Below are 15,494 nucleotides of genomic sequence, written 5' to 3' on the forward strand. Positions count from 1 at the left end.
TGTTTATTTTTTAATTACTTTTTTAGTAACGCTTTTCTGATCGGAACTAAAATTTAAAATGTAGATACCTTTTGGAAGTCGGCTAATATCGATAACCTTTTCTTCAACCGCAGTATCCATACGGCTTTTTGCTACCAGATTACCTGCCAGGTCATGAATCGTAACTTCTTTATTGGTTAATTTCGCAGGAACTGAAAGTTCGATATAGTCATTTGCGGGATTGGGATAAATGGATACCTCAGTTACTTCCCTATCAGGAGAAATGTCTTTAGTAACTGCAACTTTTTTAGCCGTTGCCGCAGCTCCATAAGCTTCGATTTCGTACAAGGAATATCCGTAAGGCGCCAACGCTTTTGCGGTACATAAAACTCTAATGTATCTTCCTGATCCGCTTACGGCTAAATCATCGGTTCCTCCGTCGCTTGCTGTTTGGGTAGTAACGGTTTCATTTTCTGTGAAAGTAGCATCTGTAGAAATCTGTACTTTGTATTGGGTTGCAAAAGCAGCTTCCCATTTTAATACCACCCGATTGATGTTGTAAATACTTCCTAAATCGACATAAATCCATTCGGTAGCATTTGCAAAAGAACTCGCCCATCTTGTTGCTGTAACGTCTCCATCTGTTGTTTTGGTAGCTGAAAGTGTCGCATTTTCTTCTGTTGAAGCTACTGCTGTTTTTCCTAAAGCCAGATTGGTATTGGTACTTGGAACAATATTTCGAACAAGTACATCACTAAATATTCCTGTTCCCAATGTACCATTTGCATGCGATGTTACCGCCATACCCACATAGATTGTATTAGCCATTGCAATCGTTCTTGCTGTTCCAATCTGAGTCCATGTAGTTCCGTTATCTGAAGTATATGAGGTAAATACATTACCGGATCTTACCAAACGAACCCATTTTGGTGCTGCTCCTCCAACACCCTCAAAAATCGTCGTCCCGGAAGTAGTATCTCTTGATAAAAACTCTATTCCTGCTCCTGCACTGGCATCAGTCATAGCGTGTTTAGAAGTCGGTGTAAGCGTTTCACGGAACATTACGCCCGCTTTGGCATATGTACTGGTATTGGTCAATGAATTTACTTTCGCGATAATTTCGGCATCACCTGTTATGGATTGGTTTACATATTGAAATTGATCACTTGATTCCCAAATGTCGGTTCCGGATCCTTTTACGGTAAATGTTCCGGCGGAAAAAGCGGCTTCCCCAGCCGGCGTTACAGCCCCTAAATCAGTACTAACCCACGGAGCAGGTAAAGTAGTCGTTGGATTCTCGGTGCTCACTAAATTAACACTTCTGATGTTATCAAAATAATAGGTACTTCCGGAATTCGTTCCCGGTTCTACTAAGAAAACGAAACGATTTACTTCGCTGTTTAAAGTAGAGGCATCGGGTGCGCTAGCATAAGAAAACACCAAAGTATGCCAGGTATTGGTTTGTTTTACAACGGCCTGATAAATGCTATGTCTTCCTACAGGATAATTAGACGGAATCGAAGCACTGCTTTCTGCCTGCCACGAGATTACAGATCCAACCGGAGCCGAAGTATAGACATCCATTGCAAATTTTTTGGTGCCACTTTTGAAATCTCCAATATTAGTCAAAGTTGAATTAAACGAAAAATTATCATACAACTCTGTTGCTTTCCTTACGTATTTCCCAACATTAGAGGATGTATTGATTCCACTTGCATTCGGATTTGCAGCATTGGCTGTATAAGTTCCAATTGCATCTCTAAAAGTAATATTGTGTATGGTTTGGTAATCCTCATAAACGACTCCGGCAGTATACGTATCCGGTAATTTTGTAGAACCAATTCTGATATTGTCAAAATAATACGTATCGCTCGTATAAGATCCTGAGTTAAACAACAACACCATTTGGTTAATTGCCAGATTAGAAGTTCCTTCGTCAGGGCTTGAATTGTAATAAAATGTCAAGGTTTCCCATTGATTTTGTTTGGATGTTATGGCCACATAATTACTGTTTCTTCCTATTGGAAAATTCGTAGGAAGTGAGGTTGCACTATTCTCTAAATTTAAACTCACCACCGTCCCAACCGGCGCCGAAGTATACACATCAATCATGATTTTATTGGTCTGATTTTTTAATAAACCGGCATCTTCGATTGTACTTTGTGTATTAAAAAACAACACATCGTACTGCTCTGTCACATTTCTAACGTACTTCGCCACATTCGCGGAAGCGTTAACCGAATTAGACCCCGGATTGGCTACCACCGAATAGGTTCCGGTCGTTGTTCCTTTTATAATTGTATTAATGCCATCATAATTCTGCAGCACCGTTGTGGCAATAATTGGTTTTTCGGGAGCTGCTTTCGTCAGTAAATTATCAATATAATAGGTCGCTCCCGAATTAGAGTTGGACTCAAAAAGAAGCACAACGGTATTGATCGCCAAAGCACTTGTGTTGGCATCAATTACTTTTTCGAATTCAAATTCTATGGTCTCCCATTTGTTTTGTACGGTTGTAGTCGCTTTGTAACCACTATGTCTTCCGTACGGAAAATTAGTCGCCGTTGTTACCAAACTGTTTTCGAGTTGCATGGAAATTTTAGTTCCCACCGGAGCAGAGGTATAAATGTCAAAAGAGAGTTTTTTTCTTCCGTAAACATAATCATTGGCATTGGTAATGGTTAGATTTTTAATGTTTACCACATCATACAATTCAGAAGCGTTACGAACGTATTTTCCAACCAAAGCAGAGGTATTTACACCCGTAGCGGACGGATTTGCAACCGCTTCTGTTAAAACACCCGTTTTGAGTGGATAAAGTACATTTCTATTGCTTTGAAAATCTTCGTGGATTTTCTCAACCGGTAAAGGCACTTCTGTAGTTACGGCCAGTTTATAGGTAGTGGCATTGCAACCGGAAACAGTTGCCACAGCGGCAATGTCTCCTCCAGTAGTTCCCCAATTAACCGTAATTGTATTGGTTCCCTGCCCAGAAGTAATCGTCGCACCGGATGGTACGGTCCAATTGTAAGTTGCTCCGGCAATCGCATTCAGCGTATAGGTTTTTCCTGTTTCGTTATGATATACTTTTGCATCACCGGTTACTCCATGCGTAAAACTTCCGTCGTACACACGAACATAATCAACTTGCAATTTTGAAGGGAAATCAGTCGGAATTGGCTCCACTCCTGCTCCATTGACGCTTGTATATGGCGTTCCTAAACTACCGACAGCCAAATTCAAAATGATATAAAAATTGTTATCATTAAAAGGCCAACCGCCATTTACAGTAGTGTTTGGAGTTGCTGTATGAAATAAGTTTCCATCAATAAACCATTTAATACTATTAGGTCCCCATTCTACAGCATATACGTGAAATTCTGTAGACAAATCTGTTGGAGAAGTGTAACTCCTACCGGTGTAATGGTAGCCTCCACCGTCATAATGAATGGTTCCGTCAACAGACTTTGGATTCCTGTGTTTCGCTTCCATAATATCAATTTCACCAGTATACGGCCAATTGGATACACCGGCAGGCAACATCCAGAATGCGGGCCATGCGCCCATACCTGAAGATAATTTCATACGGGCTTCCACTCTTCCGTATTTCAAAGAATATTTGCCTTCAGTAGTTAGTTTTGCTGATGAATAGGGCTGTTGCGGGAATGCTGCACTGGGCTCATATTTCGCCTCAATATTAAGGTAACTGTTTGTTCCTTCTTTAACAATAGTCGCCTGATTTGGATCGTAACGTTGTGCTTCAGCGTTCCCAAAGCCACAAAGTGTGGGACAGCCGTTTCCGGAAATGCTTTGCCATTTTGTGGCGTCTACTGTGGTTCCGTTAAACTCGTCTGCCCAAACGAGTGTATTACATTGTGCCTGTAGTTTTAGAAAAGGGGACAAGGCTACCAGAGCCATAATAAAACACCTTTTCAGATAATTGCAATTGCTTCTCGGTGGTCGGCCGAAAAAAGAGTTTTTTTGATTCATTTTTTTAGTTTTTTGTTAGTAAAGAATACCATCAAATCAAAAAGTCAATTTGCAAAAAACGAACTGATTTTTCTGATAATAATTCACAATATTAACAAATAAACTACCCTGAAGACCAATTCGGGGCTACGGTTTGACTACGGTGGTTGATAAAAAAATGTCCTAAACGGCTCAATCAGACCTAAGATTTTACTTCACAATACCAAATCAAAAGTTAAGAATAAACTCCGTAATATTGGCATCAGAAGAAAGTTGCAGTTTTTTTCGAATGCGGTATCGGGTGTCTTCAACACCTCTTACCGAAATTCCCAAAAGCGGAGCAATTTCTTTTGTATTGAAGTTCATTCGCAGATAGGCACACAATCGCATATCCCGCGGAGTCAATTCAGGAAAACTGTTTTTGAGCCGTTGCATGAAATTATCATGCAGCTGATTGAAGATTTCTTCGAATTCATTCCAATGCTGATCTCCTTGAAGTTCATGATCAATAATTCGGTTTATTTTAGTGAGCAGACTAAAACTGATAGCAGCCTCTTTTTCTTTCTTAATCTCAGAGATAAGCTCTTTAATTGATAATAATATTTCATTTAAATGAATCAAATTCACCGTATTCGAAGCTACTTTGACATTCTTAAGCGTAATGGTGGCTTCCAGATTTTCACGCATGATTATCGTGTTTTGCTGTTCCAGTGCCAATTTTTGCTCGTTTAATTCTGCCCGATTTCGCAACAATTCTTTTTCCTGATTTAAGATTAATTGCGCTTTTTCACGCTCGGCAAGATTCTTTTGGTACCTGACAATTGCATAAAGCAAACCGCAAAAAAGCAACACATACAAAAGATAAGCCCAACTGGTTCGGTACCACGGAGGCGAAATTTCGAACCTGAAAACAGCCTCTTCACTTACCACATCGTAGATATTCTTTGCCCTTACATGAAAAACATAACTGTTTTCAGGAAGATTGGTATACTCTTTTTCGGTTTGAAGGCTCCAATCTGACCATTTGGGTTCAAAACCTTCCAGCCAATATTCGTATTTAGTAGCATCAGCCTCGTCATAATAAAGAGAGGCAAATGAAAAATGTAAAGCATTATTCGAGTAGGCCAAAACCGGAAAAAGAGTGTCATCACCTTCTGAATTCGCTGGAAGCACATCATATCGGCTTGAAAACAACAAACTGTCTTTTGGAAAAATACACTTTACCTCCGCTATAATCGATTTGTATTTGGTTTGATAGCTTTTTCCTTTCGTGTTATTGTAATGAATTAACCCCTCTTGGGTCCCAAAAAACACATCACCGGTTGCGGTGGTCTGAATGTTTTCAAAACCCGGAATGTATAAATACCTTAATTTTCTGAAAGGCAACTCTTCTACATCAAAATGGCCTGTCTTTTTACGGCTGATCTTTCCGGTATTCTCCCCTGAAACATACCAAATATTGCTTTGATTGTCTTCTTTAAGCAAACGGATGTGGCTGTCCATTCCCAGATATTTCGCAAAAACAGCATCGGGAATCATTTTATTACTCTTCTTGTCGCGTTTATAAACTCCTTTTGTCGTTCCAAAAAGGATCTGATCGTCAATTTGAAAAGTATTCAAAAACAAACTCGACGGAAAACCATTCTCCCGATTATAAAATTCAGTACTCCAAACAGCATCAAAATTTTTATTGAGTTTGATTTTAAAAATTCCTTTATAACCATGCGCAATCCAAACAGCGTCATTGTCAGTTACCATTACCCTGCTACTTTCTTCAAAACCCTTTATTTTATTCTGATAAACCCACGAACCGTTTATTCTTTTCAATAAATACAATCCGGTATAACCGCCTACAAGTAATAAATCAGGGCGATTGGGAACGATTACACCTTGCCAGGCACCGTCTATTTTGGCGAGCAGTTTGGTTGAAGTTCCTTTTATTTCGAATATTCCGTTTTTTTCAAAAGCTAAAAGGCAACCTCCAAAAATGCCAATATTCCACACATTTTCAGACATTCCTGAAATATGTTGAAAGTGTACATTTTCTCGTTTACCGTTCTTATACGCATTCCAATCCAGCCAAAATAAGCCATTATCAGTTGCAATGTAAAGTTTGTTTTCATAAATCTGACTGCAATATATTTTGGTTTCAGAGTTGGAGGCATCCAATATTTTAGACAAAGGCGACGAAATCTGAATTAACGAAATCCCTTCTTTAAGGGTTACCCACAAATTTCCTTCTTTATCTATTTTGAGATTCGTCACATAATCATGCTGTAATCCCATTTGTTTGTTGATGTGCTGAATCAATTTTCCCTCACTATCCAGAACTACCAACCCCGATTGACGTGTTCCGATTCCAAAATAACCGTCAGAAAGTAGAGCTCCTGTCGAAATTTGATTCTGTTTTAGTAAGTAGTCTGCTTCGGTTACAAAGTTTTTTAACTGATAGTTTTTATAAACAAAAAGACCGTCTTTTTGCGTGAGAACTACCAATCCATTCTTCGTCTCAAAGATTTTTTTAATCTTCAATCCTATAAATTGCTTACTATTTGGAAGAGGTTCTAAAACATTGCCATTGAACTTCAAAAGCCCTTTCACATTATCCGAAACATAAATCGTTTTATTGACTTCGAAAAATTCATCAAAAGTTGAAGCTGGCCGTATGACTTTGATTTTATTATCCTTATAAACAAACAATCCTTCCTTAGAAAAAAAAATAACTTCATTGTTGCGGATAACGGTATGCAACACATCGCCAAAATTCCTGTTAGCCGTTGGAAGCAATTTTACCAAAGACGTATATTTATATTGTCCGTTGGGCAACTGAACGGCGTAACCAAAATCGCCCTGAGCCCCCACATATATTTTATCTTTCGCATCAATCGCGAGCGAGCGAACCATGCTCTTGTTTTCGGGTTGTGTGATAATATTCCATCGGACACCGTCAAACTGCAAAATCCCGAAATGATTGGCAAAAAACATCATGCCTTTGGAGTCCTGCAAAACATCCCAATTTTCGGAAGCTGCTTTATAACTCTTCGGACTGTAATTCGTTATAAACGGAACTCCGGTTTTTTTAATCTGTGCATTACCGGTATGGAGTAGGGAAAATAGTAGTACAACTAAAAATCTAATTTTAAATTTCGTCATTTTGTTTCCGTCTGTAGGTTACTTTATAAGGCTTGCAAAAACTATCCTCTTAAAAACAATCCGTTTGGGCTTAGATTGTTTTTGAAAAAAAAGCTGTTTCTTATTGCTTGTAAATAGTGAAAATCAACAATTTAAAGTCATAAAAAAACGAATAGCTATCTTCAAATATATAAAATTTCATTTATAGCTAACAATTAATTTTAACAGATAGGCACATAGAAGTACAATCTAAAAAAACGTTTCACTATAAATAAATCACCTAAGCGTATGTGAAAAATTGTAATTTCCTTAAAACAACTTAAATTCTAAAATCTATGTGTCTATCTGTTAAAAAAGCATTTAGCTAAATTACACCTAACAAACATAAAATTTTACTTTATGGCACTATAAAACCTATATTAACACAGAACAATAAACTTCTCATTATCAAATAACTGTACATTATTACACCTATTCTGTATTCGCAATGACCATTTGATTAGTACATTTATCCCTTGCTAAAAAATTATTTCCGAATCAAAATTAAAACCTTCAATTTTGAAAAAACATTTATTATTAACCGTACTATTGGCCGGCACTTTTGTTGTCTCTTCACAAAGCAAAATCATAACCGTTACTAATTCGCTTCCTGTTGACCGGGAATTTGAAACGGTCGAACTAACTAAAAAGTTGCTTGGACTACCCGCTTCATCTAAACTTGAAAATTACGGCGTAAAAGAAAAAAATTCCAGTTCGTTTTTAGAAAGTCAATCTGTTGACAATGATGGTGACGGCATTCGAGATGTTCTCTTATTTCAGCCCAAAATGAGTGCTTCCTCTCAAAAAGAATTTGAAATCGTTGTGGTCACGATTCCCTCCGAATCAAAAAACAACAACTGTTATTCCAGATTTGTTCCCGAACGTACTGATGATTATGCCTGGGAAAACGACAAAGTTGCCTTCAGAACTTACGGTCCGGTCGCTCAAAAAATGGTAGAAGATCATATTCCCGGCGGAACGCTTACCAGCGGAATTGATGCCTGGCTAAAAAGAGTTGATTATCCTATTATTAACAAATGGTACGAAAAAGCAACCAACGGAACCGGAACGTATCACAAAGATACTGGGGAAGGTTTAGACAATTTTCATGTTGGGGACAGTCGAGGCATTGGCGGAATTGCTGTAAATGTTGACGGCAAATACTATTTCTCTAAAAATTTTATTGAATGGAAAACCATCACCACAGGCCCAATAAGAACCAGCTTTATTTTGACTTATGCAGATTGGAACGCCAAAGGTTTAAAAATCAAAGAGTCTAAATTGATTAGTCTTGATTACGGAAGTTATTTGTCCCGTTTTGAAATCTCCATCACAGGCGCCAAAAAAATTGCCGCCGGAATTACACTTCATGACAAAAAAGGCATCATCGGAACTAATATAAAAGAAGGCTGGTTAAGTCACTGGGAAACTCTTGAGGATTCTGAAATCGGAACAGGTCTAGTAGCGCCTAAAAAGACCTTAACCAATTTTGACAATCATATTACGGATGAAAAAGACTTGAGTAATCTCTATGGAAATTTAAACGTAAAAGACAACAAAGTGATTTATTATGTGGGCTTCGGATGGAAAAAAGGAAGCCCTTTTCAAACCAAACAAGAATGGGAAGCTTATTTGAGTTCATTTGCCCGTAAAATAAATAATCCGCTTACAGTAAAAATGAAGCGATAAAAAATTAACTTCTAACAAACCTGACAGGTTTTAAAAACCTGTCAGGTTTAAATTACTACTTAGCAGGGAAATAATTCTCTTTTAAGATAATTTCCAACGGAATATAATGTGTGTCTTCTACGGTCTCTTGCAAAACCATTTTTTTGTACAAATGACTGATCCCCATATAGCCCTGCTCCTCGGGTCTTTGGTTAATTAAAAAGTCAATTATTCCTTTATTTAGGTATTCTATATTTTCTTCCAATAAATCATAACCAATGATACGAACGCCTTTAATATTGTTTTTCTCTAAAAATCGAGCCACAATATATGCTCTGGAATTAGGTACAAAAACACTGTGAACCCCCAAAAACATATCCATATTTAACTGATCGATTCCGGAGTCTTTAATGGTAACTTCCGAAAACTTAAAATTGGTAAGTTCACCATGATCCTTAAAGAAAGAATAAAATCCATCGATGCGTTGCAGATAAACCGAAGTGCTTTCGATTTCTCTTGTAATCTTGAAGATCAATATCTGCCTTTCGTTTTTCACAGCAAAACTAATTAACCTTCCTGCCAGATAACCACTCTGAAAAGCATCCTGTCCAACATAAGCATGTTGCTGATTGGTGTTGATATCAGAATCAATTAATACAACAGAAATGTTCTTTTTTTTGTACTTATCTAAAAACCGAATGGATTCTTGGTAAAATATTGGGGCAAACAACAAGCCATCACATTCAAAGTCGAGTACTTTTTTTACCGCTTCTTTAAAAGATGCTGTATTAAAATCGTAGAAAAAATAATCCAGCACGACTCCGAATTTTCCAAATTCAACCGCCGCTTTTTCTATACCGATAATCTGACTCTTCCAATATTCTAAATCTTCGTATTTAGGCAAAAAAACTGCGAAATGAAACTTCTTATTCAATGCCAGATTACTGGCCAGGATATTTCGCTTGTAACCGTATTCTTCTATTATAGCGTTTACTCTATCAACATTATCCTGGGTCACCTGTCCGCGGTTATGGATAATTCGATCAACAGTTCCTGGTGAAACATTGGCTAGTTCTGCTATTTTTTTAATTGTTATAATAGTGATTGCTTTTAAGTTAAAATAATACAGTAAGTGTGTAAAATTAATTTTTTTTATCAAAGATAAATTGTTTTGGTTAAGTTTTTATATACATTTGTAAAAATACGTGTGCGTACACGGAATTTTCAAACAACACAGAATGAAGCAAGAACAATACTAAAAAAATGTTCGGCTTTTTCAGGTCAGCAACTAACTATTTCATAAAATATAAAACCGAAACGATGATAATAGATTCATTACAAAATGCAACAAAATATTACGCTTTACACCCCAATTTCAAGAAAGCATTTGACTATGTAAATCAAAATGACCTCTCAAAATTAGAAGCAGGAACTTTTGATATTGCGACGGGTTTAAAATTAATTGTAATTATCGGTGAAGGAAGTAGCCGCGAAGAAAGTATCAAAGGTTTTGAATGCCACGATCAAAATATTGACATTCAGATTTCGATAAAAGGTCCTGAGACTTTTGCCTGGAAACCCAGAGAAAAATGCCTCAATCCAAATGGAGGTTATAGCGACGAGCGAGATGTTCGTTTTTTTCATGATGCTCCGGATATGTTTTTTGAATTGCAGGAAAAACAGTTTGCGATCTTATTTCCCGAGGACGTACACGCTGCAATGATTGGTGAGGGAGTAATAAAAAAAGTTGTTTTTAAAGTAAAAATATAAGCTATGAGTACCATTCAAAATTCAATTGATGTTATTGTAAAACAAGGAATTCTGCCTTTGTATTTCAATACCGATGAAAATAAAAGTATTGAGATACTAAGAGTCCTTTATAAATCCGGAATCAAAGCCGTTGAGTATACCAACAGAGGTCCGGAAGCAGCATCCAATTTCAAAAAAATGATTGAAGTCCGAAATGCTGAGATGCCCGAAATGTTATTGGGAATCGGTACCATAAAGAATATACAGCAGGCAGAAGAATTTTATACGATTGGAGCAGACTTTTTTGTAAGTCCGGGTTTCGTTGCCGAAGTTTCTGATTTCTTAAAAAGTAAAGACATTCTATACGCTCCGGGTTGTATGACGCCAACCGAAATTATTACAGCAGAAAATGCCGGAGTCAAATTTATTAAACTCTTTCCGGGGAACATTTTAGGCCCTGACTTTTTAAGTGGTATAAAAGACATTTTCCCTTCTTTAATTTTTATGCCAACAGGAGGCGTAGAAACCACTTTGCAAAGTATACAAAGCTGGTTCACTGCAGGAGTTTCCGCTGTTGGAATGGGAAGCAAACTAATCAGTAAAAAAGTAATGGAACACGAAGCTTATGACACCATCGAAAAGGAAACCGTAAGAGTTTTGTCTTTGATTGAAACCGTAAGAAACAAATAGCACTAACTCAATATGGATTCAATATTTAATCTAAAAGGCAAAATTGCACTTATTACAGGTGGTGCGGGCGTACTTGGAAGCAATATGGCAAAAGTACTCGCCAAACAAGGCGTTATCACAGGAATCGTATCACAATCTATTGAAAAAGCAACTAAAACTGCCGCAGCAATTACGGACAATGGCGGAACGGCTTTTGCCATTCAGGCCAATGTTTTAAACAAAGAAGAACTCGAAAAAGCAAAAGATTTTATTGTTGAAAAATACGGTCGTCTGGATATTCTCATCAATGCCGCCGGAGGAAATATGCCCGGAGCTACCATCAGCCCCGATCAGGCGATTTATGATCTGAAAACCGAGGATTTGCAAAAAGTTATTGATCTGAATATTATCGGAACAATGCTTCCTTCGCAGGTATTCTCAACCCTTTTTGCCAAACAAAAAGAGGGAATCATTATCAACATTTCGTCGGCATCGGCACAAAGACCTTTGACAAGAGTTGTTGGGTATTCTGCATCAAAAGCGGCAATAGACAATTTCACGCAATGGATGTCGGTTGAATTGGCTTCAAAATATGGAGAAGGCATTCGGGTTAATGCCATATCACCGGGCTTTTTTATCGGGGAACAAAATCGCGCGTTATTGCTGACACCGGATGGAAAGTTAACTCCAAGAGGCGAGAAAATTATTGACCACACTCCCATGGGAAGATTTGGAACACCGGATGATATTGACGGAGCACTACTGTTTTTATGCAGCGACATGTCAAAATTTGTAACAGGAACAATCTTAAAAGTCGACGGAGGTTTTGCCGCTTCCAGCATTTAAAAACAACTACCAAATACTATATTAAATGGAACAAACGTTACGATGGTTCGGACCACAAGACCCGGTTTCTTTACAAGATATTTTACAAACCGGAGCAACCGGAATTGTAACCGCATTACACCATATTCCCAATGGAGAGGTATGGCCAATCAACGAAATAATCAAGCGAAAAGTCGAAATTGAACATAAAAATGGGGATCCAAAAAAGGAAGCCTCCGGTTTAATCTGGTCTGTTGTAGAAAGTATTCCGGTTCATGAAGACATTAAAAAACAAACCGGAAAATACTTAGAGTATATTGAAAATTACAAAGAAAGCATTCGCAATCTGGCTTTATGCGGAATAAAATGTGTTTGCTACAATTTCATGCCGGTTTTAGACTGGTCAAGAACGGACTTGTCTTATGAAATGCCGGATGGTTCAAAGGCCTTACTTTTTGACGGTATTGCTTTCGCGGCTTTTGAATTGTTTATTTTGAAAAGACCCGGAGCAGAAGCCACCTATACGGAGGCACAAATTAAAAAAGCGACCAAATACTTCGAATTATTGACGGAGGCCGATAAACTAAAACTGCAACAAAACATTCTTGCCGGACTTCCAGGCGCAGAAGAAGCCTATACGGTTGAGGATTTTCTGGTGACTTTAAAAGGCTATAGTCACATAGACAGACAAAAATTAAAGGAGAATCTCTTTTTCTTTTTGAGAGAAATTATTCCTGTAGCTGAAAAGGCAGGTGTTTTGATGGCCATTCATCCGGACGATCCTCCCTTTCCGATTTTAGGCTTACCACGAATTGTAAGCACCGAAGAGGATTTAATTGAACTAATGGCTGCCATTGATTCCAAATCAAATGGTTTTACGATGTGTACCGGTTCGTATGGCGTAAGAGCAGACAATGATTTGCCCGGAATGGTGCGACGTCATGGTGATAAGATGAATTTTATACACCTCAGAAGTACAAAAAGAGAGGAAGAAGATCGCTTTTTTGAAGCCAATCATTTAGAGGGTGATGTCGATATGTATGAAGTAGTAAAAGCGATTCTGGAAGTCGAGAAACGAAACGGAAGCACCTTACCAATGCGTCCTGATCACGGTCATCAAATGCTCGATGATTTAAATAAAAAAACAAATCCCGGATATTCCGCAATCGGTCGTTTAAGAGGTTTAGCCGAATTACGAGGACTTGAAATGGGGATTAAAAAATCTATTGTTTAAAAAAGAATGTCTATAAAACCGGAAATAGTAAGATAGCACGCAGATCTGGCAGATTTGGCGGATTCTCGCGAAAGCAATCAAAAAAATCTGCTTTAAATTTTGTAGAATGTCTTTAAAATAGGAAATAATAAAATAGCACGCAGATCTGGCAGATTCGGCGGATTCTCGCGAAAGCAATCAAAAAAATCTGCTTTAAATTTTGTAGAATGTCTTTAAAACAGGAAATATTAAAATGGCACGCAGATTTAGCAGGTTCTAGCAAAGAAATGAAAAAAAAATCTGCCAAATCTGCCAAATCTGCGTGAAAAAAAACCACCTCTCTTCAAATCATTTGAATCATTTGAATCTGTGGCATTATAAAAAAAGTTTGAGAACTAACCGCCCCAAACTCATTACAAAAAAAACATTGCAAACTACTAACTATCATGACTTTCAAAAACCAATTAACCAAAAAACACCGCTGGAATTACTGTGGTATTTTTATAAGTACGCTACTTATACCCCTAAATGCAATTAGCCAGCAGTTACCCAAAATCCTAAACACACAACAAAAATCAGTAACCACTTACCTACCCGATTTTAGTTATGCAGGCTATCGTTTTGGAGAAACAAACTTACCTGAAGTTCAAGGAAAAATAATCAATGCGGTCGATTTTGGTGTAAAAGCAAATGATGAATTAGACGATTCGAAAGCTTTACTAAAAGCAATAAAAGCAGCCAATGCAATAGAAGGAAATGTCATTTTGCAATTGCCCGCAGGAAGAATCATTTTAAGTACCATTTTATACCTCGAAAGAAGCAATTTTGTACTTCGCGGCACAGGATCGGGCAAAAACGGAACAGAGTTCTATTGTCCGAGACCAATGATGTACTTAAAAGACCCTGAATCATTAGCCGAATTAAGGGAATACCTGACTACTTTTGACAAAAGACAACGGGAGAACGAAAACAATATCGACTTGGCTTTTTCGCAATACGCCTGGTCCGGAGGTTTTATCTGGACACAGATTCCAAATGAACGCGTAAAATCCTATCTTGATAAATACGAACCCACTCCAATTGTCCTGGCTAAAGTCAGCAGTGGTACTATGGGCGAGCATACGATAACCGTTTCGGACTTAAACGGGTTGAAAATTGGTGATGTCGTAGAATTACAATTATTTAATAAGGACGGCGAAAATGGCGAAATTCTTAAAGATTTATACCAAGGTGCTCCTGTAAAACCGGGTTCACATCATTGGAAATTTCCAAAATTACCCATCGTAAGACAACAAGTTGAAATTACTAAAATTTCAGGTTCTAAAATCACGCTGAAAACACCCTTGACTATTGGCATCAAACCCAGTTATCAGGCTCAATTGGTAGAATGGAAACATTTAAACGAAGTCGGAATCGAGCATCTGCGTTTTACATTTCCGGATATTCCGAGAGTAGCACATCATGTTGAACCGGGAAATAATGGTATTTTTCTAACCCGTGTTTTTAACAGTTGGGTCAAAGATGTAACCATAACCAATGCAGACAGCGGAATTTTAGCAGAAGAAATCGCCAATGTCACCATACAAGATATCGTAACCGACGGAAATCATATGGCACATTACACCGTTACTTTAGGGGGTGTACATAATGTTTTAGTAAAGAATCTAAAGGTTTACAATAAAGCCGTTCATCCTTTAAGTTTCAACACATTTGCTACTAAAAACGTGTATCAGAATTGCGAGGTTTTTGCAGATCCGCTTTTGGATCAGCACTCGGGAGCCAATCATCAGAATTTATTCGATCATATAACGGTTCATTTAACTCCGGATAACACCAACAGTTATGCTCTATTTGGCGGTGGCGGTGCCGACTATTGGAAGCCTTCACACGGGCCATACAGTACCTTTTGGAATCTGAATGTACAGGTTTCAAATCCCGAAGAACATACCAAACCGGTTTTACTTTACGGCATGAAAGACGGCCCTTTCGCCAGAATTATAGGAGTAAATGGAAATACAAAATTCGAGGTAAAATACGACCCCGAGCCCTACATTGAATTTTTAAATGAGTCTATGGATAAAGTACCTTCCTTATATGATTATCAATTGAAAAAACGATTAAAATAAGTTTAGGTAAAGCTGTATCATTTACAATCACGTTAAATCACAAAGAGTAAAGAGTAAAGAATAAAAAGCAAAGCGCAAAGAATATAAAATAATTCGATCAAACAAAAACTTTGCGCCTTAGCGCC

At 37.7% G+C, this 15,494-nt stretch carries 9 protein-coding genes; 6 read left to right on the forward strand and 3 right to left on the reverse strand.

From position 1 onward, the window contains the following. Nucleotides 1-3: 3 nt before the first annotated feature. Together ACHRV3_RS02760 and ACHRV3_RS02765 are read right to left on the reverse strand one after the other, a co-directional pair. On the reverse strand, nucleotides 4-3,969 hold the full coding sequence (locus tag ACHRV3_RS02760; RefSeq protein WP_395435694.1) for a family 16 glycosylhydrolase: 3,966 nt from the start codon (nucleotides 3,967-3,969) through the stop codon (nucleotides 4-6). A 207-nt stretch (nucleotides 3,970-4,176) separates the two neighbouring features. After that, on the reverse strand, nucleotides 4,177-7,101 hold the full coding sequence (locus ACHRV3_RS02765) for a triple tyrosine motif-containing protein (protein WP_395435693.1): 2,925 nt from the start codon (nucleotides 7,099-7,101) through the stop codon (nucleotides 4,177-4,179). A gap of 537 nt (nucleotides 7,102-7,638) precedes the next feature. Here ACHRV3_RS02765 and ACHRV3_RS02770 point away from each other — a divergent pair. After that, nucleotides 7,639-8,808: a DUF4861 family protein gene (locus ACHRV3_RS02770; protein ID WP_395435692.1), complete on the forward strand. Its 1,170-nt coding sequence runs from the start codon at nucleotides 7,639-7,641 to the stop codon at nucleotides 8,806-8,808. Between the two features lie 55 nt (nucleotides 8,809-8,863). On the opposite strand, the gene ACHRV3_RS02775 is transcribed toward ACHRV3_RS02770, so the two are convergent. Beyond that, nucleotides 8,864-9,946, reverse strand: a complete 1,083-nt coding sequence (locus tag ACHRV3_RS02775; protein ID WP_395435691.1) for a LacI family DNA-binding transcriptional regulator — start codon at nucleotides 9,944-9,946, stop codon at nucleotides 8,864-8,866. Between the two features lie 161 nt (nucleotides 9,947-10,107). On the opposite strand from ACHRV3_RS02775, the gene ACHRV3_RS02780 reads away from it, so the two are divergent. The 5 genes from ACHRV3_RS02780 to ACHRV3_RS02800 all read left to right on the forward strand — a co-directional run bounded on the left by ACHRV3_RS02780 (nucleotide 10,108) and on the right by ACHRV3_RS02800 (nucleotide 15,369). Next, nucleotides 10,108-10,557: a YhcH/YjgK/YiaL family protein gene (locus ACHRV3_RS02780; protein WP_395435690.1), complete on the forward strand. Its 450-nt coding sequence runs from the start codon at nucleotides 10,108-10,110 to the stop codon at nucleotides 10,555-10,557. 3 nt (nucleotides 10,558-10,560) lie between these two features. Continuing rightward, nucleotides 10,561-11,226, forward strand: a complete 666-nt coding sequence (locus ACHRV3_RS02785) for a bifunctional 4-hydroxy-2-oxoglutarate aldolase/2-dehydro-3-deoxy-phosphogluconate aldolase (protein ID WP_395435689.1) — start codon at nucleotides 10,561-10,563, stop codon at nucleotides 11,224-11,226. A gap of 12 nt (nucleotides 11,227-11,238) precedes the next feature. Further along, nucleotides 11,239-12,051 (forward strand): SDR family oxidoreductase, encoded by an 813-nt coding sequence (locus ACHRV3_RS02790; protein WP_230002274.1) that lies wholly within the window; start codon nucleotides 11,239-11,241, stop codon nucleotides 12,049-12,051. Between the two features lie 25 nt (nucleotides 12,052-12,076). After that, entirely contained in the window at nucleotides 12,077-13,264 is a 1,188-nt protein-coding gene (gene uxuA / locus ACHRV3_RS02795; protein ID WP_395435688.1) for a mannonate dehydratase, read from the forward strand. A gap of 425 nt (nucleotides 13,265-13,689) precedes the next feature. Continuing rightward, nucleotides 13,690-15,369, forward strand: a complete 1,680-nt coding sequence (locus ACHRV3_RS02800) for a hypothetical protein (RefSeq protein WP_395435687.1) — start codon at nucleotides 13,690-13,692, stop codon at nucleotides 15,367-15,369. Nucleotides 15,370-15,494 lie beyond the last annotated feature (125 nt).

Source organism: Flavobacterium sp. FlaQc-49, from assembly GCF_044005985.1.
GTDB lineage: Bacteria > Bacteroidota > Bacteroidia > Flavobacteriales > Flavobacteriaceae > Flavobacterium > Flavobacterium cupriresistens.